A 23,083-nucleotide genomic window follows, 5' to 3' on the forward strand; every position below is an offset into this window, starting at 1 on the left:
TCTGGCCGCTCCTCCGATTGAACGCGGTGGAAATGCTGTGCTTGCGAACGCACGGCTGTCTGCGCGCCCCGAGTGGGACGAGCCGGCGACGGGCGCTGCCTTCCGGCTGGGCGTCATCGGTGCGGCGGAGCCTGCAAGTCTCGCCTTTCACTGGTTGGTTGTACGCGATAGCCCGCGGTGAGTACGCACGTGGGACAGCGGTGGCGATGACGCAGGGCGGCGGGCTAAGGCGGGTTGACTCCGCGATGGCACCGCATCGCGGTCACAGAGGGCCCGTCCCGACGCATGGCTCACGTCCGCACCCCGGTGGCTTGTTCTGTCACACGCTGTTGAGAACGACTGCTGCGGGCCCGAAGATGGCTGGGGCAACAGGGAACGGGGGCACGCTGTGCTTTGGAGCGAAACCGGCTCAACCGTCGGTGCGTCATGAGGCAGCGCATGCAACTCGCGCTTCAGGTGATGCTGGTACTGGTCGCGAGCCTGTTCGGCATCGTCACCAACTACGCCACCGGTGCCGATGAAGCCCCCTGGTTGTTACAGGTCATCCAGAAAGCGTCCGTCCCCGCCATCGGCGTGCTGGTTGTCGCGATGGTAGTGGGCCAGGTCGTGGTGTACCGGCTGGAGAACCCGACGCCGCCACAGGTCGACTGGCCACGTGACCGGGTCCCGTACCCCGGACTGGACGCTTTCGCGGAGGACGAGGCGGCTGTGTACTTCGGCCGGGAGACTTTGGCAGCCGAGTTGACACGCAGGCTGCACGCCTCCCCGGACAGGCCGACCGACCGCTTTCTCGTACTCGTCGGCGCATCCGGGAGCGGAAAATCTTCCCTGGTCAGAGCTGGCGTCATGCCTCGTCTCCGAGAACGTCGTTGGACGCTGATCCCTGCATTCACTCCAGGAACGAACCCGCTGAGCGCAATGGCCGCCGCCATCGCATCCGCGAGTGGAGGACAGGAATCCGCGAGTGCGGTCCTGCGGCGTCTGCGGCAGGGCCCAACCGCGCTGAGAGCAGAACTGGCCCGCCTGCGCGGCGGACGATTCCGGCGGGTACTGCTGGTGGTGGACCAGTTCGAAGAGGTCGTCACCCTTGCCGGTGAACGGGAACGCGCCCAGTTCCTCGACGCGCTCCGCCAGTGCGTGGAGCAGGACGCGAGCGTCCGCGTCCTGGCCACCCTCCGGGTGGACTTCCTCGGCCGGCTCCTGACTACGGGCCACGCCGAGATCTGCCAACAACCTGTCACGGTCGGCGCGCTCGGGAGGAGCCAGTTCGCGCAGGTCGTGGAGCGACCCGCTGAACTGGTGGACCTCTCCTTCGCACCGGGCGTCGTCGACGCCATCGTCGACGACGCCGGCACGGATGACGCCTTGCCGCTGCTCGCATACCTCCTCCAGGAGCTCTACTTCGCCTCCGGCCCGGGCGGGACGGTCACCGAGGAGCTGTACCGCGACCTGGGTGGCGTTGCAGGCGCCCTCGCTCGGCAGGCGGACCACACGGTGTCAGAGCTCGACCACGCCGACGGGATGACCTTCGTCCTGCGCGTCCTCCTCCGGTTCGTGACGGTCCAGGGCCAGGAAGTGGCCCGGAAGCGCGTCCCGCTGTCCGAGCTCACCGACCGGGAGCGGCGCGTCGTGGACGCCTTCATCGACGCACGCCTGTTGATGTCCGACGCGGCTGGCGGCGGAACCCCCGGCCAGGAGGAGCCCTACGCACAGGTGACGCACGAGGCGCTGTTCCGCCAGTGGGCCCCGCTCCGCCAGGAGGTCGAGTCACGCGTGGACCAACTGCGTGAGCGCGCCGAGCTGGAGCGGTGGGCCGAGGACTGGGAACGCTCCGGCCGCAGTGACGACTACCTCCTCGCCGGGGAGCGGCTCACCCTTGCCCAGCGCAGGCTCACCGCGTTGGAGGAGTCCGGCATCGCGTCCGAGCCGGTCCGTGTGCTCGTGCAGTCCTCGCAGCGGCGCGATCTGGCCTTCCTCCGTCGCGTGTCGGACAGCATCGGCCAGTACGCGCTCGGAAGCGCGGAGACCCATCCGGAGCGGGCCGTACTCCTGTCCCTGGCCGCTCTCGGTGAATGCACGCCGACTCCCTCGGCCCGCCGCGGCCTCATGGCGGCGCTGGCAGCGAGCCACCTCCACACGCGTGTGGACGCGCACACGGACACCGTCCGGCACATCGCCTGGTCACCGGACGGCCGACGGCTGGCCACCGCGTCACGTGACGGTAGCGCCCGCGTACTGGACGCCCGGTCCGGGCAGTCGCTGCTCGTCCTGCCGTCCGACGGGGCGATGGTCGAGTCGGTCGCATGGTCGCCGGACTCCGCATACGTCGCGACTGCGGGACGAGAACGTGTCGTACGCATCTGGGACGCCTCGTCGGGCGAGGCCGTCCGGCTGCTGACCGGTCCCACAGACGTCGTGAGACAGGTGGCCTGGTCACCCGACGGACGCTATGTCGCCGCCAGTTCGAAGGACTGTGCCGTGCGCGTGTGGGAGGCCGGGACGGGGAGCCTCGTACAGGCTTTGGAGGGGCACCGGAACGACGTCTGGGGTGTTACCTGGTCGCCGGACAGCACCCGGCTCGCCTCGGCCTCACACGACCAGACGGCCCGCGTGTGGGACCTTGCCACGGGTGCCACCGATGTCGTTCTGGAAGGTCATACGGACTTCGTCGAAGGCGTTGCCTGGTCGCCGGACGGCCTATCCATCGCTACCGGCAGCGGAGACCATACGGCCCGCATCTGGGACGCCCGGACCGGTGCACTGCGGTTGCTGCTGCGCGGCCACACGGACTACGTGTGGAACCTGGCTTGGTCCCCGGACAGCCGGGCCCTCGCCTCCGCGTCCTCCGACCGCACTGTGCGTCTCGTCAGCGCCCAGGACGCGAAGGTGCGGGCCGTGCTGCGGGGCCACAGCGACACGGTCTGGGGTGTGACCTGGTCGCCCTCCGGAACCCAGCTCGCCACGAGTTCAACCGACGGTTCGGCGATCGTGTGGGATCTACGGCCGCGAGGAGCGGAGGTCGTCGCGGCCGACGGACACCGCGGCCCGGTGAACCAGGCATCCTGGTCCGCCGACGAGCAGTGGATCGCCACCGCATGCGACGACGCGACCGTACGCCGGTGGTCCTCCGGCGACGGGAATCCCGTGGCGGAGCCGCTGAGGCTCGACGACCGGGTCTGGAGCGTGGCGTTCTGCCCGCTGCCTCGAGACGGCAGGCTCGCGCTCAGCACGAACGACGGTCTCTTCCGCATCCTGGACGACACCGGCGCTGTGCTGGTGGAGCAGCGAGGAGAGGTCGTCGAATCGTGCGCCTGGTCTCCGGACGGTCGCCGCATCGCCACCGGCGGACACGACAGCATCGTGCGCGTACGAGGGGCGGAGGCCGGCACCGAACTCACCGCTCTGGCCGGCCACCAGGACTGGGTGGGCCGCATCGCCTGGTCGCCCGGCGGAGGATTCCTCGCCAGCGCCTCGGACGACCGCACCTGCCGCCTCTGGGACGTCGCCGAGAGCCGGCAGCTCACCGTCCTGCGCGGCCACGACAACTACGTCGATGACGTCGCCTGGTCCCCGGACGAAGAGCGGGTCGTCACGGCCTCCGGCGACTGGACGCTGGCGGTGTGGGAGGTCACCACGGGCCGCCGCATCGACGTGCTCAAGGGCCACGAGGGGCGCGTCCGCTGCGTGGCCTGGTCTCCCGACGGCCGCTTCATCGCCAGCGGCTCGGACGACCGGACGGTACGTGTCTGGAGCGCCGACACCTTCGAGGAGGTCGCGGTCGTAGGCGTCCACCAGGACAAGGTCTCGTCGGTCGCATGGTCCCGTGACAGCGCCCGGTTGCTCACCGCCTCCTTCGACGGCACGGCCCGCATCTGGTCCGCAGACCCCGACTACGACCGGCTCGAAGCCCACGCCCGGGGGCGCGTCTTCCGGACCCTCGACGAGGACGAACGGCGTCGCCACCTGCTGCCCCTGGCGGGGGCGTGACCGGCGCGTCAGCTCAGTACCACTGCTCCACTGTCCGGTCGTCGGTGCTGACGAGGTAGTCGTCCGGATCGAGATCCATCGATTTGCGGGCGGGGGAGTCCCAGTACATCGCGTTGCGCTCCGCGAACGTCTCCGGGCCCTCGTAGGAGATCTGCCAGACGAACTGGTTCCGCTCCCGGTCGACCCAGGCCCCGCCGATCGTGAACCCCAACTCAAGCCGCAGCGGGAGGATGTCGGCCTTCCACCGCTGCACCCACTCGTCCATCAGACCGTCGCGGACGGTGTAGGTGCGGAGCTGGGTGGTCTTGGCCATGGGCGAGGTGCTCCTAGGTCGACTCGATGGGGATGCCGCCGCCCCCCAGGCAACTAGTGGGACAGGCTTGCGCTCGCGCTGACCGGGAGGGGAGGGAGCGCAGGGCGTTGCGTGCCCCTGAGCATACGGGTTCCCTCCCTGGGAAAGCGGGTGTTCTTCGAGTAGAGGAACGACGCCACTACTATGTGTCAACAGACAGGCTGAGCAGCACCGGGGGATGAGATGGACGATGCAGAGCGCAGGCACGCTACGACTCCGATCCGGTTGCACCAGATTCGGACCGCGTTGCTCGAGCAGTATGCCGGGCTCATCTACGACGATGACCTGAAATCTTATGACGAGCGCGGCTACGAGCAGCGCTTTCTGTCCCGAGCACTCACTGCTGCGGCCATTCGGGTAGTCACCGGATGCGACCGCAAGGCTGCCGGCCAGTCGGTCATCGACGGCGAACTCGACCAGGGCATCGACGGCGTGGCAGTGACCGAGGGCACGCAGGAGGTCTGGCTTGCCCAGGCCAAGTGGAGTGATGAGGGGAAGGGGAAGTTCAACACCGACGCCGCTCACAAATTCATACACGGTCTTCGCCTGATCGAGCAGCGCAGTTTCGACCGCTTCAACGACCGCCTTGAGCCGATCGCGGCCCGAGTGAACTCCGCCATGCACGACGCCCGGTTGAAGGTCACCCTGGTGATTGCAGTCATGGGAACGGGAACGCTGAGCGACGAGGTCACAACGGTCCTCGAAGACGCCCAGAAGGAGTTCAACGGGCTGGGCCCGGTACTGGACTACCGGGTGGTCAACGCGGCGGACGTACTGCGGCAGGTCCGTGAGGACCTTGCTCCCGAGCCGGTGCGCGTCACTGTGCGCATGACGAACTGGCTCAAACGAAACACTCCTCTCATCGCCTACCAGGGCACGGTCCCGGCCAGCAATATTGCTGAGTGGTACGGGCAGTACGAGGATCGCCTCTACGCACAGAATTTGCGGCAGTCTCTTGGCACCACCCGGGTTAATTCAGGCATGCTCATTACGCTCGCCGAAGAACCGGAGAATTTCTGGCTCTTCAACAACGGCGTGACCGTGTTGTGTGATTCTTTGGAAGAGGACTGGCCCGGCCGACGCAGGCCGGACGAGCCGGTGCATCTGCGACTCAGCGGCGTCAGCGTAGTCAACGGTGCGCAAACGGTGAGCGCCGCGCATCGCGCGATGCAGTCGTCCGCCGAAGCTGTCGAAGACGCCGAAGTCACGGTCAAGGTCATCGTTGTCGGTGAGAACATGCCGGACTTTGCGCGACGGATCACCGAGACAACCAACACCCAGAACCATGTGGAACAACGCGACTTCATCGCCCTGGACGAAGTGCAGGCGATGATTCGCGAGGACTTCGCGCTGTCGCTCCAGAGGTCCTATGTGTACAAGCGCGGCGAGCCGGACCCCGCGCCGGAAGAGGGGTGTTCGGTGGTGCACGCCGCCATCGCCCTGGCTTGCGCCCATCACGGAACCGAACTGACTGTACGTGCAAAGCGGGATACCGACTTGCTGTGGGAACGGGGAGCCGCCGGGGCGTACCCTCGGCTGTTCACGGAGCGACCGAGCGCCTTCCAGATCTGGCGGTCGGTGATGGTTCACAGGGCGGTCGGTGCATCACTCAATGAGGAGCGTAAGAAGTTTCAGAAGCGCGCGGCAGATGTCGCCCAGCGGGGTGACTTGCTGATCACACACCTGGTCTTCCAGCTCATCGAACAGGATCAGATTGACGACCCTGACTACGACTGGGACACGGTGCTTGCAGAGGTACCCGACCTGACCAGCCGGGTGCTGTCCTGGCTGATCCACCACATCGACAGTGAGTTCGGCCCGACGTCGTTCCTCAGCGGGACCCTCACGGACGTGGCTCGCTGCAAGCAACTCACGGCACTGGTGCTCCGTGACGCGCAGCGTGCAGGTGTCATCCCCGATCTACCCGCTGAATACCGCCCCGCCAAAGCGGTGAAGCGCAAGAGCCGGCGCCCTAACGCCGTACCGACTCTCGTCGATCACGGAAAGATCGCGGACGGAGCTCCGCTGCGTCTCCGCCTTGGGAACAAGCCGGAGATCAAGGCCCTTGATGCATGGCTCGCCCAAGACCCCCGACGGAGTCAAGCGACGTGGGTCAATGATCGTTCCAAGTGCCTTCTGTGGGCCGTGGATAATCGTGCCTACTCGCCTACGCGCCTGGTCCTGCACATGTACGAACTCGCAGGCTGGGAGGAGGCTCCAGTTGCCGTCCAGGGCCCTGCTCGGTGGGCGGTGGGTGGAGCGGGCTTGACCCTCTCCGACATGGCACGAGTGCTCCTTGATGAACAGGCCGAGCAGGAGTGAGTGATCTCTGTGCTGTGGTCAGGTGTATTCGACAGTTGGCGCGTTCAGAAGAGTCCCCCTAGGGAGGGCAAGATCCCCAGTTATGTCTACCTGTGCCCCACTCGTGTCGTAGCGTAACCATGTCGTGGCGGGTCGCGAGGTGGTCAGATGGATGTGGTGTGCGTCTGACCTGTACGCGTATGTGACAGGCGGTGGCGATGACGCAGGACGAGATGTGTACGACGGGGGAGGGCGTGGAGCAGCGCTCGTCGGGGGCACAGCCGGAGGGCAAGCCGGAGAACGGGGTTGCGGTCGCGTTCGGGCGGCAGTTGAAACTGCTGCGGACACGTGCAGGTCTGGACCGGGTGGAGTTCGGGAAGCGGGTCGGGTACGCGGCGCAGTCGGTAGCCTCGTTCGAGCAGGGACGACGCATCCCGCAGCCGGAGTTCGTCGACAAGGCGGACCGGGCGCTGAAAGCCGGTGGGCTGCTGGTGGCGCTGAAGGAGGAGCTGGCGCGATCGCAGTATCCCGCGTTCTTCCGGGACATGGCGCGCTTGGAGGCTGAGGCCGTCACGCTTCACGTCTACGCGACGCTGGCTGTGCCAGGCTTGCTGCAGACGGAGGAGTACTCACGTGCTGTGTTCGCTATGCGACGTCCCCTCCTTGACGAGGAGACTATTGAGCAGCGCGTTTCGGCGCGCATGGCGCGCCAGGCGATTTTCGCTCGTAAACCCATGCCAACTCTGAGCTTCGTCATCGAGGAGTCGGTGCTGCAGCGGCCTGTTGGGGGACGCTCCGTACTGCGGGGGCAATTGGAACAGATCATCCTTCACGGGCATCGCCGCAACGTGGAGGTTCAGTTGATGCCGACTGACCGAATGGAGCACTGTGGTCTCGCGGGGCCGTTTACCTTGATCGAGAAACACGACGGGCGGAGGATGGCTTACGTTGAGGTTCAGCGAGACAGCCGTCTGCACACCGACTGGGCGTTGGTACGGGATGTCGAGGAGCAGTACGGGATCATCCGAGCTCAGGCTCTGACACCGCGTGAATCGCTGGACGCTGTCGAGGGACTCCTGGGAGAAGGATGATGAGCCGGATGAATGCGCCGAGCCTGCCCGAACCGGCTTGGTTCAAGAGCAGCTACAGCAGTGGCGAGGGCGGGGAGTGTGTCGAGGTCGCCTGGCGCAAGAGCAGCTATAGCACGGGTGACGGCGGCGAGTGCGTGGAGTTCGCTGCCGCAGCCACCCACGTGCACATCCGGGACTCGAAGCAGACCAGCGGTCCCGTGCTGACCGTGGGGCCAGGCGCGTGGGGCAGGTTTGTCGGGCTCGTCGCTGGCTGAGCGACCTACGTGGGAGGGCCCCGCCGCAGCGCTGGTCCAGCGCTGCGGCGGGGCCCTCCCGTCTGTACGGGGCCTACTCGTCCACGTCCTCCTCGCGGCGGATCATCCGCCACGCCGCCCGGCGCGCACTGCGGTCAAGGTTGGACCGGAAGCTCTTGTCGGGGCCGAAGTACTGGCGCCCTATGCCGGCGGTCGTCTCGATGTGGTCGGCCATGTTGTCGGCGAAGGCCCGGTCGAAGACCTTGCCGAAGTTGGCCTCGTCGTTGACGACGGCCGCCGCCCGGACTTTGGGGTCTTCCGTGGTCTTGTTGAACGGCTTTCGGACGTCCTCCTCGGTGAAGTCCGTGCCGAACTTGGCGTTGAACGCCTCGATCAGCTCCGACAGCAGCGACTTCTCCGCCTCCGCCGCGCCGCCCGTGCCGTCGCCGAAGCCGGGGAGCTGGGCGGAGCCCTCGGGGGTCAGGGAGACGTCGTACTCGCCCGTCTTCTCCACCCGCAGGTGGCTGAGGTCGATCTCGCCTATGTCCACGCCACCGTCCGCCCGGCGCGGGAGCCGGTTGAGGAGGTAGCGGCCGTAGAGGTGGAGCCGTTCCAGCTCGGCGTCGCGGTACGGGACGATCTGGGCCAGGAAGCCGTACTTGCGCACGTAGTCGTTCAGGTCCGCGCGGAAGTCCTCCGCCGTCTCCACGTCGTCCTCCTCCTCGCTCTCCAGGAGCGGGGTGAAGCGGGCGACGGCGGGGGAGAGCAGCCGGTACAGCTCCGCGTGCAGCTTCTCCCACTTCGCTTGCGAACCGGCCGCCTTCTCCTTCGCCGCGAAGTACGCCGCGGCGAACTCGTCCATCTCCGACTCCGAGATGATCGGCGCCGACATCACCCGGCTCTGCGCGGTGTAGAGCAGGTTCGGGTCGGAGGGGAGGGTGTTGGCCTCCTCGAAGTACGGGCGGAAGGCGTCCCGGATGTCCTCGGCGTCGTTCGCGAAGTCCAGGACCGCCAGGTCCGCCTGGTTCTTGCGGTCGGCGGTGCGGTTGAGCCGGGAGAGGGTCTGCACGGCTGAGATACCGGTCAGCTTCTTGTTGACGTACATGGTCGTCAGCAGCGGCTGGTCGAAGCCGGTCTGGTACTTCTCCGCGACCACCAGGATCTTGTACTCCTGCGGGCCCCGCCCGCCCGCACCGACCGCCTTGTCGTCGGCCCGCGTGTACGCGAAGGCCTTCGGCAGCGCGCTCTCCGCGATCCCGCCATTCTCCTTCGGCTCCGTCGTCTCCTCGTCGTCGATTGTGAGCGAGCCGGAGAACGCCACCAGGACACCCAGGTCCGGGTACTTGGTGTCGTACTCCCGATCCTTGATGTAGCTCTTGACGGCCCGCGCCATCTCCACGGCCGACTGCCGCGAGGCCGTCACCACCATCGACTTGGCCCGCCCACCGAGCCGGCCGCGGGAATGCGTCAGGAAGTGCTCGACGATCACCTGGGCGTGCTGGGAGACGGTGTACTCGTGGGTGAGTGCGAACCGGGCGAGCAGACCGTTGGCCTTGGAGGGGTCAACCTCACGCTCGTCGGGGTTCTCGTTCACCAGCTTCCAGTACGTGTTGTACGTGACGTAGTTCCGCAGCGGATCGAGGATGAAGCCTTCCTCGATGGCCTGGCGCATGGAGTACGTGTGGAAGGGGCGGTAGGCGGCCTTGCCGTCCACGGTGTCTTCCGTGCCGAAGAGTTCGAGCGTCTTCGCCTTCGGGGTGGCGGTGAAGGCGAAGTAGGAGAGGTTCGCGGCCTGGGAGCGCTCCGCGGCCTTCTTCTTCAGCTTCTCGTCGAGCGTGACGGCCGTCGCGCCCTGGTCCTCCGAGTCGGAGTCCAGGCCGAGGTCACGCAGGGCGGCGCGTACGGCGGTGGCAGCGTCACCGGACTGGGAGGAGTGCGCCTCGTCCACGATGATTGCGAAGCTCGTGCCCTTGATCTCGGTGGGGTTGCGCTGGATGTAGTCCAGCAGCGCCGGGAACGAGTGCAGAGTGACCGTGACGATCTTGCCCGTGTCACGGGAGAGCGCGCGGGCGAGCTGCTCACTCTTCGAACCGTGCTTCTCGTCCACCTTCACCACCAGGCCCTCGGTCTGCGAGAAGCTGCCGACCGTCTCGCGGAGCTGGGCGTCGAGGTTGCGGCGGTCCGTGATGACGATGACCTTGTCGAAGACCGGTGCGCCCGGCTTGATCCGGCCGGCGGACAGCGCCTCGGGGGCGAGCGTGCGGGGGTCGGCGTCGGCGTGGAGGTCGCTCAGGCGGTGGGCGAGCCAGCCGATGGTGTTCGACTTGCCGGAGCCGGCGGAGGCCATGACGAGGTAGTTCTGGCCCACGCCGAAGGTCGCTGCGTGGGTGGTGAGCTTCTTGACCACGTCCCACTGATGGAAGCGCGGGAAGATCGTCGACTTGGTGGTCCCGCCGCCGGGGGTCTTGTTCTTCTGCTGGTGCACGTAGCGCTGGAGCAGGTCCAGCCAGTTGTCCCGCGCCCAGACCTGCTCCCACAGGTAGGAGGTCGCGTACGTGCCGTACGCGGTCGGGGCCGGGTTTCCGGCGCCACCGGGCAGGCCGGGGCCGTTGGATCCGGTGTTGAAGGGGAGGAAGCGGGTGTTCTTGCCCCGGAGCTGGGTGGCGACGAAGACGAGGTCCGGGTCGACCGCGAAGTTGGCGACGACACGGCGGGTGAAGATCAGCTCGGTGGGGTCGCGGTCGGTGCGGTACTGCTCCTTGGCATGCTCGACGCCCTGCCGGGTCAGCGGGTTCTTCAACTCGGCGGTGGCGACGGGGATGCCGTTCAGGAACAGGGTCAGGTCGAGCTTGTTGCCCCAGTCGGCCTGCTTGGTGGCGTAGACGAGCTCGCGTACGGCGGTGAGGCGGTTGGCGCGGTAGCCGTGCAGGACGGAGTCGTCGGCGACGAGGTTCGGCTTGAAGTAGGCCACGCGGAGGCGGACGCCCCGGTCCTTGACGCCGTTACGGAGGACGTGGAGGAGGCCGTCGTCGCTGATGGCCTTGTCGAGGCGCTGGGCGAAGCCGCGCTGGGCGGCGTTGGGGTCGTTGCCGTAGACGGCGAGGAGTTCGTCCCACTCGCGGGGCTGGCTCTCGCCGAGGAACGTGAACAGCTCGTTGGTGTCCAGGCCGAGGTCGGCCTGGTAGTCCTCGGGGCGGGCTTCGCGCCATCCGCGCTCGGTCATCGCGGCGACTATGGCGTCGCCGAAGGCGGACTCGTCGTGGATGGGGCTCATGCCGATACTCCGTCCGTTACGTTGCGGCCGCTGGCGGTGGAGACGTCGAACTGGCCGGTTACGGCGGCGGTGATGAGGGCTTGGCGGCGTTCTGTGAGTAGGGCGATTTGCCGGTTCGCCAGACGAGTGACCTGTCCCGAGAACCGCAGCGCATCTCCGACCTTGGCAATTACTCGACGCTGATTTTCCACTGACGGAAGCGACGCTTGCACTTGCGACAGATGAGTCGGGCCGAAATGTTGCATGGTGGCCCCGGTCTTGAGCACGTCAATCTGACGCGAGAAGCGCGACGACTTCAGGAAGGCTTCCACGTAGTCCATTTCCACGCCAGATCGCGCCGGGCGGAGAATGATCAGGCCGGTGTACGGAATGGACCCGACGACTTCAGGGTCGCGAACGATCGAAACAGATCCCATGGTTGCGCTGCCGCTGATTAGGCGATCCCCAAGTTGCAGTCGAAAGTGATGCCATTGGCGGGCCGCTTTTTCGGGGCTCAGGAAGTTACATCCCCGCAAAGTAACTTCGCCTTCCTGCAGGCCAGAAATTCGGATGAGCGGCACGCCGTGTTGTTGAAAGTCGACAGCCATGATGCCGGGCCCCTCTCGGAACCTGACGATGTAGCGAAGTGGAGTGTCTGCTGGCTCGCGGTCGATCTCTGCGTCAATCACGGTCTGAGAGCGTTCGGAGGCCAGACTCTTTACGCGCTCGTAGGCTTTGACCAGTGCATCAACGCGGGCGGTCTCGGTGTCGAGGAAGTCGGCGATGCGGCGCTGCTCCTCCAGCGGGGGGTTTGGGATCACCAAGTTTCCGACTTGTTCGGCGTTCAGGTTTGCTTGAGTGTTGCTCCGTGCGATTTCAGTCAGTGTGGGCTTAATCTTCTCGAGCGCATACTTGAGAAAGCGCACATCGTGTGTAATTGAGGGAATTATTCCGAGGATCGCTTGGTTCCAGCTGGCCCGCTTGGTGAGGAAAGCGGTGTGCCCGAGACTGGCGTACATGCTCATGATGAGTGTGCCGGGGTTCCCGATCGGCAATCGCGCTGCTCTGATGCCATCCATCGAAACTCTGCGACCTGTGGCAGCTACCGAAGTGCGTCCTGACATGTCGCTGATTGAGATCCAGTCCAGCCCATTCTTATCGTCTTCCTCCCAGTACGCAGGGTCGGAGACTGAGGGTGTTCCGCCGGCAATGGTGGTAGCCGCCCATTTCAGTTTTGTAGTAGGCCAGCTCATTCCGTCACCTCTCCCAGCAGCGCCTGAATCTCCGCCTCAAGGGTCTTCAGCTCCGCATCGATCTCCGCCAACGGCCGCGGCGGCTCGTACACGTAGAAGTGCCGCGTGAACGGGATCTCGTAGCCCACCTTCGTCTTCGTGTGATCGATCCACGCATCCGGCACGTGCGGGTGCACCTCCCGCTTCAGGTACTCCTCCACGTCCTCGCCCAGCGGCACGTTCTCGTAGTCCCGCAGCTCGCTGTCCGGCTCCGGCTCGCCGCCCTTGAGGAGCTGCTTCTCGCCCTCCGGGTCCCGTACCCCCACCGCATCACGCAGCGCCTTCGTGAACGGTGCGCCCGTCGGACCCTGGACGCCGGCTTCCGCCATGGCGTTCCGTACCGCCACCTGCGCCTCGGACTTGGTGCCCCACTCGCTGCCCAGAAGCGGCCTCAACGCATCGCCCAGCACCTGCGCCTCGGCGTCGGCCAGCTTCTGGAACTGGGCCTGCTCCTCGTCCGTCAGCTTCCGGCGGGCCTTCGCCTTCGCCGCCAGCTCCGGCTCACGCGGCAGGAAGCGTTCCTCCGCCCACTTCTGCACCGGCTTCGACGCGAGCAGCGCCGCCAGCGTCTCCTCCGTCAGGTCGAATCGCAGCTTCAACGGCCGCTCCACCGTGATCCGCTGGTAGCCGAACGCCGTGTTGTCAAAGACCTTCACCTTGGCGTGCATCGGGTGTTCCGGGTCCGCCGCGGCTGCCACCGCGTTCCCGTACAGGCGGGTGATGTCGCCGATGTGGTTCGGCTTGCTGCCCGTTCCGTCGCCCAGTTCCTTGCGCTTGTCGCCCAGGGACTTTCGCATCTTCACCCACTGGTCGCGCGCATCCAGCAGCACGACCTTGCCCTTGTGCTGGGCGTCCTTGCGGTTCGTCAGGATCCAGAAGTACGTGGAGATACCCGTGTTGTAGAAGAGCTGGTCCGGCAGGGCGACGATCGCCTCCAGCCAGTCGTTCTCCAGGATCCAGCGGCGGATCTCCGACTCGCCCGAGCCGGCCGCGCCCGTGAAGAGGGGCGAGCCGTTGAAGACGATCGCGACGCGCGAGCCGCCTCCGCCGTTCACGTCCACCGGTTTCATCTTCGAGATCATGTGCTGGAGGAAGAGGAGCGAGCCGTCGTTGATGCGGGGCAGGCCCGCGCCGAAGCGGCCGGAGTCGCCGAGGTTCGTGTGCTCGTACTCGACTTCCTCCTTGACCTTCTTCCACTCCACGCCGAACGGCGGGTTGGCCAGCAGGTAGTCGAACTTCTCCCGTGCGTGGCCGTCGTCAGAGAAGGAGTTGCCGAAGGCGATGTTCTCCGGGTCCTGCTCCTTGATCATCAGGTCGGACCGGCAGATCGCCCAGGACTCCGGGTTGAGCTCCTGGCCGTAGACCTCCACCGTGGCGTCGTCGTTGTACGACTTGATGTGGTCCTCGGCCGCGCTGAGCATGCCGCCCGTGCCGCAGGCTGGGTCCATGACCGTGCGTACGACACCCGGCAGGCTGAGGGCGTCGCCGTCCGGGGCGATCAGCAGGTTGACCATCAGCTTGATGACTTCGCGCGGGGTGAAGTGCTCACCCGCGGTCTCGTTGGACTGCTCGGAGAAGCGCCGGATCAGTTCCTCGAAGATGTAGCCCATGTTGTGGTTGGGCACGACCTCCGGGCGCAGGTCCAGGTCCGTGAACTTGCCGATGACCTGGTAGAGCAGGTTCGCGCTGTCCAGTTTGCGGATCTGCTGGGCGAACTCGTACTTCTCCATGACCTCACGCGCGTTGGGGGAGAAGCCCCCGACGTACACCTGAAGGTTCGCTGCCGCGTTGCTCGCGTCGCCGGCGATCTTCCGCAGGGTCAGGCTGCTCGTGTTGTAGAACGAGTGGCCCGACGCCCGGCGCAGGAAGTGGTCCGTGTCGATCTCCTGCCCCTCGAAACGGGCGGCCGTCTCCGCGACCTTCTCCCGCGTCGGCTCCAGGACGCATTCGAGGCGGCGCAGCACCAGGAACGGAAGGATGACCTTTCCGTAGTCGGACTGCTTGTAATCGCCGCGCAGAAGGTCGGCGACGGACCAGGCGTGGTTCGCCAGCTCCGTGTGCTTGCTGCTGTTCAAGGGATTCCCCGGTTTCCTTTCGGACCCCCCGCCCTACCGGAGCGGGTACTGACAAGTGTGATGGTTACGTGAAGGCCGTACTGCTGTTTCAGGCCGACTCGGCGTCCCTCTTGGCCGCCGCAGGAGCCGACGGAACCAGCCCGCCCCCCGTCAGCCCGCCGACCAGCAGCCGCGCCGTCTCCTCGGCCAGCTCCGTGGCGCGCGCGGCCTCCGCGCGCAGCGCGTGCACGCGGCGGAACGCCTCGCCATAGCGTCTCTGCTCTTCCAGTGGCAGCAGCGGAACGCGCAGCCGCCCCGGGCTGACGTGCAGGACCGTGCTGCCCGTCGACGCGCCCGCGATGTTTTCCTCCGCGCCCAGGAATCCCGCAAGGAACCACGGGTCGAGGCGCGCGGGATCGGGCCGGAACAGGTGGACCTGCGGGCCGAGCAGTGCCCCGGCGTCCGCGTCGTCCGCGACCCGGGCCATGGCTCCGCTTCCGCCCGCGACGGCCCGTACGAGTACGTCACCCGCCGCGATCACCGGCGCCGCGTCCGCCCGCAGGCCTCCCGGGTCGCCGGAAGGGGCTGTGCCGCGCGCGATGTCCATGCCGGTGAGTACCGCCGTCGCCGGCACGCCGTCTGCGGAACCCTGGGGCTCCCGGGCGTCCGGCGCCGTGCGCAGCAATGTGAGCGCACCACCTCGGGCCAGGTCCGACGCCGTGGCCGTGCGCCACTCGCGCGGAGCCGGGCCGGCCGGGCTCCAGTCGGTGTAACCGGCCGCCTTGCCCAGGGACTTGGCGCCGGTGACGAGCCGACGGCGTACGTCATCAGCCTCCCTGGCCAGTTCCGCCGGGGCGATGTCCGTGCGCGAGGCGCGTACATGGCGGGCGGGGGAGAGGTCCACGACGTCGTCCAGCAGGTCGACGACCGGGACCGCGCGGGCGATGCCCGGCTCGGCGGCGTACGCGTCCGGGTCCTTCGCGAAGGCCGACCACTGGGTGAGGGCCGTCTCCGTAAGAGCCGTCCAGTTCAGCGGGGTGCGGCCGCCGCGCGTGCCGGGGGCCGTGCCGCCCGTCCGGGTGCCCGCATCGGCCGCTGTGTCCGACGTGTCGATGAACAGGACCGACGCGTGCGCGGGCCCGGCCGGATCAGGACGTCGCAGCACCCAGATCTGCAGCCCCACATGGAACGGCGCCGCAGCTCCCGGAGGCAGCGCCACCACCGCGCGCAGGGCCCCGCTGCGGACCAGCTCCATGCGGACGCGGCGGCCCGAGGCGCGGGAAGCGGTGGCCGGGGGGAGGAGCAGGACGGCGTGGCCGCCGGGCACCAGGTGGGACAGGGCGTGCTGGACCCAGGCGAGTTCGGACTCGGCGCGCGGCGGTACGCCGTAGGCCCAGCGGGCGTCGTAGGCCAGCTCGTCGTGGCCCCAGTCGCGGTCGCCGTAGGGCGGGTTGCACAGGACGGCGTCGACGGTCACCCCGCCGAACGCGTCCGAGCGGAGGCTGTCGCCCGTGCGGACCGTGGTGGCGGCGTGCGGGGCGGCCAGCAGCAGGCTCACCGCACTGCGCTGCGCCTGCACGGGGATGCTGTCCTGGCCGTACAACACCGTCGCGTCCTGGCGGGCCGCAGCAGAAAGCAGTGAGCCGCTGCCGCACGCCGGGTCCATGACCCGTGCGTACGGGCCGGGCACCAGTCGGGCGACGAGGTCGGCGAGCTGTGCCGGGGTGCGGTAGGTGCCGCTCGCGGCGCTGTCCTCCAGCTCCCGTTCCGCCAGGACGGCGAGCGCCGCCTCGCCGCTCGCGTCGTCCTGTACACAGCGCAGCAGCGCCCGCAGGGCATCGACGTCAGGCGCCGCGAAGTGGACGGCCTCCGCGTCGGGGACCAGTTCCGCGAGGTCGGCCACCACGCTGTCGGCGCGGGCGACGAGCTCGGCGTCGGACAGGCCGGCCAGCGCGGTGCGCTCCTCGGGAGTGCGCCGGGCCGTGGCCAGGACCAGGGGGAGCAGGGTGCCGGTCATGCCGCCACCCCCGGGGTGCAGTCGCAACGTGGTGCGCAGCTCCTCCGCGGGGTCGGCCGTCGAGGCGTGTCCTCGGGCGCCGAGCCACTTCCGGACGTCCATCAGGTCGTACAGAGGGCTGGAGTCGGTGCCCCCGGAGGGTGCCGGGAAGTCGTCGTGCCGACGGCGCCAGTTGCTGACGGTGGCGCGCGTGACTCCGGCGATGCGTGAGATCTCGGCGGCGGTCACCTGGACGGGTGGCTGGGGCATGGCGGGAGTCCTGGGCCTCTCGGTAGCTGACAGCTCACAACCTACACCGTCGGTCAAACGCGTCAAGCTGTTTGACAATGCTTTCACGGTGATGCTTCTCTGGTGTTGCTTCCAAGTGAAGGCGCTCGGTCCGAGGGGGCTGAGCGACTCGTCGATCCCGTGGGGGGAATCGCCATGCGCATCACCATGCCGACCGCTGTCGTCGAAGGCACTCAGCTCACCGTCATGCCGTTCCGGGCGGACGCCGTGATCGGGACCATGTCCGTCCCGACACTCGTCCAGCTCGTCCCTTCGCCTCGCCGGGAGGAGGACACGAAGACGCTCAAGGCCGCCTCCGGCGCCGTGCGCCGCCACGCCGAACTGCGGTCGCTGGTGCAGCGGGCGCTGAAGTCCACGCAGAAGGGGAAGAACGTCGGCTCGTACGCCGAGTACATCGCCGACGGCGTCAAGGGCGAGCTGGGCGCCGGCTGGTCCACGCCGCCGATCACCTTCTGGCACGCCGGACCGCTCGCCGCGCTCAGCGACGAACTGCTGCCCGGCACCGGACTGCGGACCCTGACGATCACGCCCGGCACCGCGGTCGTCGCCATCGACGGGGAGACCCAGACGACCGCCTGGCACGAGCTGTACGACGACCCCGAGCACTTCGGGCTCACCTACGCCGAACTCGCGGCGATTCGCGTGCCGTTCGAGCTGTACGTGGACCTGAGCGTGGCGGACGCGCGACAGATCTTCTACGACCGCAACGTGCAGGGCGTCGCCGTGGCGAAGAACCTGGCCATGTCCATGGACCAGCGGGACTTCGCCACCCGCCTCGCCCACCGCGTCGCCGAGGCCGTCAAGGTGGACGTGGACGGCAAGCTCGTGCCGTTCACGAAACTCGTCAACGCCAGCAAGCGCCAGGTCGGCAAGTCCGACCCCGAGGTCATCACCCTCTCCGCGCTGCGCGCTCTCGTCATCACGGCCGTCTACGGCCGCAACGGGCTGTCCCGATCGGCGGAGACCGTCCAGGAGGACGAGCTGCCCGCAGGGACCGACGCCGGTCAGGTCGAGGGCTGCGTCGTGCCGTTGCTCGCCCGGCTCATCTCCGAGCACAGCTCCCACTTCGTCTCGCGCAGCGCCCTCACCGCACCCGCCGTGCTCGCCGGGCTCGGGATCGCCGTCCACCACACGACCCCGTGGGCCGACCCTGCGAACGCGCTGAGCACCGAGGCTTTGCAGCGGCTTCTCGCCGAGATCCAGTGGGATCGCGAGGTGCGCTACTGGGACGGCGTGGCGGCCAAGGCGACTGCCGCCGGGCGGCTCAACTTCGCCGGTGGCGTGCGCGACTCCGGCGGCCGGGTCGCCGACGCGATGCTCTACCCGGGCACGGAGGCAGGGCGGCGCATCCGGGGCCAGTGAGGCCAGTGAGCGCCCTCGCCCCGACCACCGACGCCCGATCACGACGAGCAGGAGCCCGCACGATGAATTCCGACAGCCCGCAGCAGCCCGGCACGCCCCGTCCCACCAGCACTCCCTCCTTCGGTGCGTACCCGACTCAGTCCGCCCCGCCGCCGCACGGTCCGTACCCGGGCGGGTTCACGGCCCCGCCCGCCCCGCCCGCGAAGCCGTCGCAGGGAAAGAAGTGGCTCACCCACGGAGCCGTCGGTCTCGTCGCCCTGTTCCTCGGAGTCGGGATCGGCGTCTCGGACGACCAGGCCCAGGCCACGGACTCCGCCGGGCCCGCACCGAAGGTGACCGTCACCAAGACGGTCACCAAGGAGGTGGAGGTGCCCGGGCCCACGGTGACCGTGACCAAGACCGCCACAGTCACGGCCCCGCCGCCCAAGCCCGCCAAGCCGAAGGGGCCGCCCACCACCGTCGAGGGAGACGGCGAGTACCTGGTGGGGGAGGACATGAAGGCGGGAACGTACAAGACGTCAGGGCCCGAGGGGAGCTTCGGGTGCTACTGGGAGCGGGCGAGCAACGCCAGCGGGGAGTTCGACGCGATCATCGCCAACGGCAACCTGGACGGAAGCGGCCGGGTCACCGTCAACAAGGGCGAAATCTTCAAGTCCACCCGCTGCCAGGAGTGGAAGCGCGTCGGCTGAGCAGCACCGAGACAGTGACGGGAAGCGCGGCGGAGAACGACTCGGTTCACTCGCCGCGCCGCTCCCCAGCAGGAATGCGCCCGGTCGTCAAGCCTGGCCGCGACCACTATCCGTGCAGCTGCAACAGGCTCTGTGAGCCGTCCCACAGAAGCCACCCGTATGGACCGTTGCCTGACGTGGCAGAATGACCTGTGTACCAGCAGCAGCGCACTCCGGGGTCGGTGTAATTCCGAACCGGCGGTTATAGTCCGCGACCCGTCCGCATCCAGCGGCCGGTTGACCAGGTGAGATTCCTGGACCGACGGTGAAAGTCCGGATGGGAGGCAGTGCGCGGCGGGCCGTCACAGGTACGCCGCCGTCGGCGGATGTGTTCCGGAAGGTTCCGGGACGCCCACATCCGTGTCTTCGGTTCTCGGCGTTCCCCTGTTGCGTTCCGCTTCATCTGTCGTCATCGACAGGCCCCGGAGTCCGTGCCCGAAGAGGCAGGAGGACCCGGTGGCCACCGCAGCCGAAACAGCCGCCATGCGGCGGGCGATCACGCTCGCAGCCCGCGGAATCGGCGCCACCAGCCCGAATCCGGTCGTCGGATGCGTCATCCTCGACGCCGCCGGGGAACAGGCCGGTGAGGGCTTCCACCAGCGCGCCGGTGGGCCGCACGCCGAGATCCACGCCCTGCGCGAGGCCGGCGAGCGGGCCCGGGGCGGCACCGCCTGCGTCACCCTCGAACCCTGTAACCACACCGGACGCACCGGTCCCTGCGCCCAGGCGCTCGTCGAGGCCGGCGTCAGCCGTGTCGTGTACGCGGTGAGCGACCCGAACCCGCAGGCCACCGGTGGTGCGGACACCCTGCGCGCCGCAGGCGTCCAGGTGGAACAGGGCCTCCTCGCCGACGAGGCCGAGTCCGGCAACACCGCCTGGCTCACCTCGGTCCGCCTCGGCCGCCCGTACGTCCTGTGGAAGTACGCGGCGACCCTCGACGGCCGGATCGCCGCCGCCGACGCCACCAGCCGCTGGATCACCTCCCCCGAGGCCCGCGCCGACGTCCACCGGCTGCGCGCCGAGGCCGACGCCGTGGTGGTCGGCTCCGGAACCGCCCGGGCCGACGACCCGCAGCTGGGCGTGCGCGGCATCGAGGGGGCCGTCCAGCCGCTCCGGGTGGTCGTCGACACCGGCGCCACCGCCGTCCGCCCCGGAGCCCGGGTCCTGGACTCCACCGCGCCCACCCTGATCGCGGTCGCCGAGGACGCCGAGGCCGGCCACCTCCCCGAGGACGCCGTGCTGCGCCTGCCGCGCGCCGCCCAGGGGCCCGGCCTGGACATCGACGCGCTGCTCGCCGCCCTCCACGGCCGCGGCATCCGTTCCGTACTCCTCGAAGGCGGGCCGGTCCTGGCCGGCTCCTTCGTCGCCGCGGGAGCGGTCGACACCGTCGTCGGCTACCTCGCTCCGGTTCTCCTCGGCGCGGGCCCGGCAGCCCTCGGGGACGCCGGAATCTCCACCATCTCCCAGGCGTTGCGCCTCGATGTGACCGAGACCGTCCGTATCGGCCCCGATCTGCGCATCACCGCCGTCCCCGTTCCTGCTCGGAAGGGAAACTGAGTGTTCACCGGAATTGTCGAAGAACTGGGTGAGGTCACCGCCGTCGAGAAGCTCGACGACGCCTCCCGCTTCCGACTGCGCGGCCCCGTCGTGACCGAGGGCGCCAAACACGGCGACTCCATCGCCGTCAACGGCGTCTGCCTCACCGTCGTGGACCTCGGGGAGAACGAGTTCACCGCCGACGTCATGGCCGAGACGCTGAACCGCTCCAGCCTGGGCGCGCTCGCCGCCGGCTCCCGCGTCAACCTGGAGCGCCCCATGGCCCTCGGCGGCCGCCTCGGCGGCCACATCGTCCAGGGGCACGTGGACGGCACCGGTCACATCATCGAGCGCCGGGTCTCCGAGAACTGGGAGATCGTCAAGATCTCCCTGCCCGCCGGTCTGACCCGCTACGTGGTGGAGAAGGGATCGATCACCGTCGACGGTGTGAGCCTGACCGTCGTCGACGCGGCCCCCGACCACTTCACCATCAGCCTCATCCCCACCACCCTCGCGCTGACCACGCTCGGCATCAAGGAGCCCGGCGACCCGGTCAATCTCGAGGTGGACGTCCTCGCGAAGTACGTCGAACGGCTGCTCGGCCACGGCGCCGCGCCCGAGTCCGGGGAGCCGGTCGCATGAACGCCCTGGACTGGCTGAACTCGGAGGCGTTCACCGCCTTCGGGCAGCACATCATCTGGTCGGACATGCTCGGCAACACGATCGGCCTGATAGCCCTCGCCCTCGGCTGGCTCCGCTCCGTCTGGACCTGGCCGGCCCAGCTCCTGTCCGGCGTCGTCCTGGTCGCCGCCAACGTCTCCGTGCAACAGGCGGGCAGCGTCGGAAAGCAGCTGATCGTCATCGCCGTCGCCGTGTGGGGCTGGCAGCAGTGGACCCGCGGCCGGCAGCAGGCGCAGGACGGATCCATCGCCGTGCGCTTCGCCACCTGGCGCGAGCGCGCCTACCTGCTGGGTGGCGCCGTCGTCGGCACCCTCGCGGTCGGCGGCCTCTTCACCGCCTTCCCCTCGCTCTCCTGGAGCCCGTGGGCCGACGCGTACATCTTCGCGGGCACGCTCGTCGCGATGCTGGCCCAGGCCCGCGGCATGGTCGAGTTCTGGTTCGCCTGGCTGCTCGTCGACCTCGTCGGCGTACCGCTCAATTTCCACAGCGGACTCGCCTTCTCCGGTCTCATCTACGTCGTCTACGGCGCCCTCGTCCTGTGGGGCATGCGCGACTGGTGGCTGCGTACGCGGACACCCGCTCTGGAAGGAGCCACGGCATGACTGCCCAGCCCACCTGGCTGCACGACCGCACCCTCGAGGACCTCTCGCTCGACCCCGTCGAACAGGCGATCCGCGACATCGCCGCCGGACGGCCCGTCGTGGTCGTCGACGACGAGGACCGGGAGAACGAGGGCGACCTCGTCATCGCCGCCGAGAAGGCGACCCCCGAGATCATCGCGTTCATGATGAGCGAGTGCCGCGGTCTGATCTGCGCGCCCATGGAGAACGACGAGCTGGACCGCCTCGAACTCCCGCAGATGGTCACGCACAACACCGAGTCGATGCAGACGGCCTTCACCGTCTCCGTGGACGCCTCCGCCGCACACGGAGTGACCACCGGGATCTCCGCGGCCGACCGCGCCACCACGCTCCGGATGCTGGCAGGCGGCAGGGCGGGCCCCGGCGACTTCGTGCGCCCCGGCCACATCTTCCCGCTCCGCGCCCGCTCCGGCGGTGTCCTCGTCCGCAACGGCCACACCGAGGCGGCCGTCGACCTGGCCAGGCTCGCCGGGCTGCGCCCCGCGGGCGCCATCGTCGAGATCGCGGGCGAGGACGGCGTCATGCTGAGGCTCCCCGAACTCGTCCCGTTCGCCCGCAAGCACGGCCTCACGATCATCTCCATCGAGGACCTGATCGCCTACCGCCGCAGCTCCGAGCCCACCGTGCGCCGCGAGGCCGAGGTCCGGCTGCCCACCACCTTCGGCGCGTTCACCGCGTACGGCTACCGCTCGATCGTCGACGGCGTCGAGCATGTGGCACTCGTCCACGGGGACATCGGTGACGGCGAGGACGTCCTCGTCCGGGTCCACTCCGAATGCCTGACCGGGGACATCTTCCAGTCCCAGCGCTGCGACTGCGGCCCCCAGCTGCACACCTCCATGGAGCGGGTCACCGCCGAGGGCCGCGGGGTCGTCGTCTACCTCCGCGGGCACGAGGGCCGCGGCATCGGGCTGCTGTCCAAGCTGCGTGCGTACGAACTCCAGGAGCGCGGCTCCGACACCCTGGACGCCAACCTCGAACTCGGGCTGCCCGCCGACGCCCGCGACTACGCCGCCGGCGCCCAGATCCTGAGCGACCTCGGTGTGCGGACCCTGCGTCTGATGACCAACAACCCGGACAAGACCGCCGCCCTCGTACGGCACGGGCTCAAGATCACCGGGCGTGAACCGATGCCCGTCCAGGCCGGTGAGCACAACCTGCGGTACCTGCGCACCAAGCGGGACCGGATGGGGCACGACCTGCCCTGGCTCGACGCCGCGGCGTCGGCCTGCGGCAACCAGTAAGCACCGACGAACACACAGGAGAG

Annotated in this window: 15 protein-coding genes and 1 riboswitch; of the genes, 10 read left to right on the top strand and 5 right to left on the bottom strand. The window is 68.4% G+C overall.

Translation table 11 applies throughout. The features are described 5' to 3' along the window. Window positions 1-438: 438 nt before the first annotated feature. The gene (locus tag ACIBCU_RS35095; protein WP_399236504.1) at window positions 439-3,987 is read left to right on the top strand and encodes an AAA family ATPase; all 3,549 of its coding nucleotides are present in this window, start codon (window positions 439-441) and stop codon (window positions 3,985-3,987) included. Between the two features lie 13 nt (window positions 3,988-4,000). Here the strand turns inward: ACIBCU_RS35095 and ACIBCU_RS35100 are convergent, their stop codons facing one another. Beyond that, entirely contained in the window at window positions 4,001-4,300 is a 300-nt protein-coding gene (locus ACIBCU_RS35100) for an NIPSNAP family protein (protein WP_399236506.1), read from the bottom strand. Between the two features lie 222 nt (window positions 4,301-4,522). Here ACIBCU_RS35100 and ACIBCU_RS35105 point away from each other — a divergent pair, with 222 nt between their 5' ends. The 3 genes from ACIBCU_RS35105 to ACIBCU_RS35115 all read left to right on the top strand — a co-directional run bounded on the left by ACIBCU_RS35105 (window position 4,523) and on the right by ACIBCU_RS35115 (window position 7,985). Further along, window positions 4,523-6,661: an AIPR family protein gene (locus ACIBCU_RS35105; protein ID WP_399236508.1), complete on the top strand. Its 2,139-nt coding sequence runs from the start codon at window positions 4,523-4,525 to the stop codon at window positions 6,659-6,661. A gap of 197 nt (window positions 6,662-6,858) precedes the next feature. Beyond that, entirely contained in the window at window positions 6,859-7,731 is an 873-nt protein-coding gene (locus ACIBCU_RS35110; RefSeq protein WP_399236510.1) for a helix-turn-helix domain-containing protein, read from the top strand. 8 nt (window positions 7,732-7,739) lie between these two features. After that, window positions 7,740-7,985, top strand: a complete 246-nt coding sequence (locus ACIBCU_RS35115; RefSeq protein ID WP_399236512.1) for a DUF397 domain-containing protein — start codon at window positions 7,740-7,742, stop codon at window positions 7,983-7,985. Window positions 7,986-8,058: 73 nt separating this feature from the next. Here the strand turns inward: ACIBCU_RS35115 and ACIBCU_RS35120 are convergent, their stop codons facing one another. The 4 genes from ACIBCU_RS35120 to ACIBCU_RS35135 form a co-directional block, all read right to left on the bottom strand. Then, window positions 8,059-11,238, bottom strand: coding sequence for a type I restriction endonuclease subunit R (locus ACIBCU_RS35120; RefSeq protein WP_399236514.1), 3,180 nt, complete (start codon window positions 11,236-11,238; stop codon window positions 8,059-8,061). Next, on the bottom strand, window positions 11,235-12,470 hold the full coding sequence (locus ACIBCU_RS35125) for a restriction endonuclease subunit S (protein WP_399236516.1): 1,236 nt from the start codon (window positions 12,468-12,470) through the stop codon (window positions 11,235-11,237). Before ACIBCU_RS35125 ends, ACIBCU_RS35120 begins: the two co-directional genes overlap by 4 nt. Continuing rightward, entirely contained in the window at window positions 12,467-14,584 is a 2,118-nt protein-coding gene (locus tag ACIBCU_RS35130; RefSeq protein ID WP_399236519.1) for an N-6 DNA methylase, read from the bottom strand. Before ACIBCU_RS35130 ends, ACIBCU_RS35125 begins: the two co-directional genes overlap by 4 nt. An 88-nt stretch (window positions 14,585-14,672) precedes the next feature. Next, complete coding sequence (locus ACIBCU_RS35135) at window positions 14,673-16,829, bottom strand: N-6 DNA methylase (protein ID WP_399236521.1); 2,157 nt, start codon at window positions 16,827-16,829, stop codon at window positions 14,673-14,675. Window positions 16,830-17,003: 174 nt separating this feature from the next. On the opposite strand from ACIBCU_RS35135, the gene ACIBCU_RS35140 reads away from it, so the two are divergent. The 6 genes from ACIBCU_RS35140 (at window position 17,004) to ACIBCU_RS35165 (ending at window position 23,060) form a co-directional block, all read left to right on the top strand. Then, on the top strand, window positions 17,004-18,230 hold the full coding sequence (locus ACIBCU_RS35140) for a DNA sulfur modification protein DndB (protein ID WP_399236523.1): 1,227 nt from the start codon (window positions 17,004-17,006) through the stop codon (window positions 18,228-18,230). Window positions 18,231-18,292: 62 nt separating this feature from the next. Next, window positions 18,293-18,919: a hypothetical protein gene (locus tag ACIBCU_RS35145; RefSeq protein WP_399236525.1), complete on the top strand. Its 627-nt coding sequence runs from the start codon at window positions 18,293-18,295 to the stop codon at window positions 18,917-18,919. Window positions 18,920-19,122: 203 nt separating this feature from the next. Then, window positions 19,123-19,253, top strand: a riboswitch (FMN riboswitch). 161 nt (window positions 19,254-19,414) lie between these two features. Continuing rightward, window positions 19,415-20,515 (top strand): bifunctional diaminohydroxyphosphoribosylaminopyrimidine deaminase/5-amino-6-(5-phosphoribosylamino)uracil reductase RibD, encoded by a 1,101-nt coding sequence (ribD, locus tag ACIBCU_RS35150; protein ID WP_399236527.1) that lies wholly within the window; start codon window positions 19,415-19,417, stop codon window positions 20,513-20,515. Beyond that, a complete protein-coding gene (locus ACIBCU_RS35155) occupies window positions 20,516-21,136 on the top strand; it encodes a riboflavin synthase (protein WP_362937545.1) in 621 nt (206 codons plus the stop codon). It begins immediately after the preceding gene. Continuing rightward, window positions 21,133-21,777 (top strand): nicotinamide mononucleotide transporter family protein, encoded by a 645-nt coding sequence (locus ACIBCU_RS35160; protein ID WP_362937542.1) that lies wholly within the window; start codon window positions 21,133-21,135, stop codon window positions 21,775-21,777. The genes ACIBCU_RS35155 and ACIBCU_RS35160 overlap by 4 nt, the downstream gene beginning before the upstream one ends. Then, a complete protein-coding gene (locus ACIBCU_RS35165) occupies window positions 21,774-23,060 on the top strand; it encodes a bifunctional 3,4-dihydroxy-2-butanone-4-phosphate synthase/GTP cyclohydrolase II (protein WP_362937539.1) in 1,287 nt (428 codons plus the stop codon). The genes ACIBCU_RS35160 and ACIBCU_RS35165 overlap by 4 nt, the downstream gene beginning before the upstream one ends. The last annotated feature ends 23 nt before the right edge of the window (window positions 23,061-23,083 follow it).

Source organism: Streptomyces sp. NPDC051064 (assembly GCF_044455985.1).
Classification (GTDB): Bacteria; Actinomycetota; Actinomycetes; order Streptomycetales; family Streptomycetaceae; genus Streptomyces.